This is a genomic window from Planomonospora algeriensis, assembly GCF_977012225.1.
On sequence record NZ_CDRNDK010001110.1, the window covers coordinates 1 to 440 of the forward strand.

The following is a 440-nucleotide window of genomic DNA, read 5'->3' on the forward strand; positions in this document are numbered from 1 at the left end:
CCGCGGCACCCGGCGGTCCCGCGGTCGCCGGGCCGTACCGCGGCACCCGGCGGTCCCGCGTCGCCGCGCCGGCCCACGGCCCGTGTCGTGGAGCCGGCCTCGTCCCTGCCCGCTCTGGAGCTGCTCGCCCGCAACGCCGGTCTGCCCGGCCTCTCCCGCGCCTCCGCGATCCTCAGCATGGCCGACGCGGGCGGCGTCGCGGCCGGAGTGGGTTTCCCCGGCCTGCCCTTCGGGGTACCGGGATATCCCGGTCTGGTCTGGGTGGAGTTCCTGTCGCCCACCCCGGATCTGCCCGGCCTGCCGAGTGCGCCGTCGGCCGTCGCCGGTTTCCCCTCGGTGCCCTCGGTGCCGTCGTTCGCGAACGCCGCCGGTGTGCTGTCGGGCGGTGCCGCGCTGGCTCTGCCGGCGCCGATGCCGCTGCCCCGCCGGGCCGGCGGAAA

1 protein-coding gene is annotated in these 440 nt (G+C 78.4%); it reads left to right on the forward strand.

The window, feature by feature from the left end; genetic code table 11:
* Positions 1-87: 87 nt before the first annotated feature.
* A partial coding sequence (locus tag ACWJ6R_RS38050; RefSeq protein ID WP_449066811.1) for a hypothetical protein occupies positions 88-440 on the forward strand: 353 nt, incomplete at its 3' end.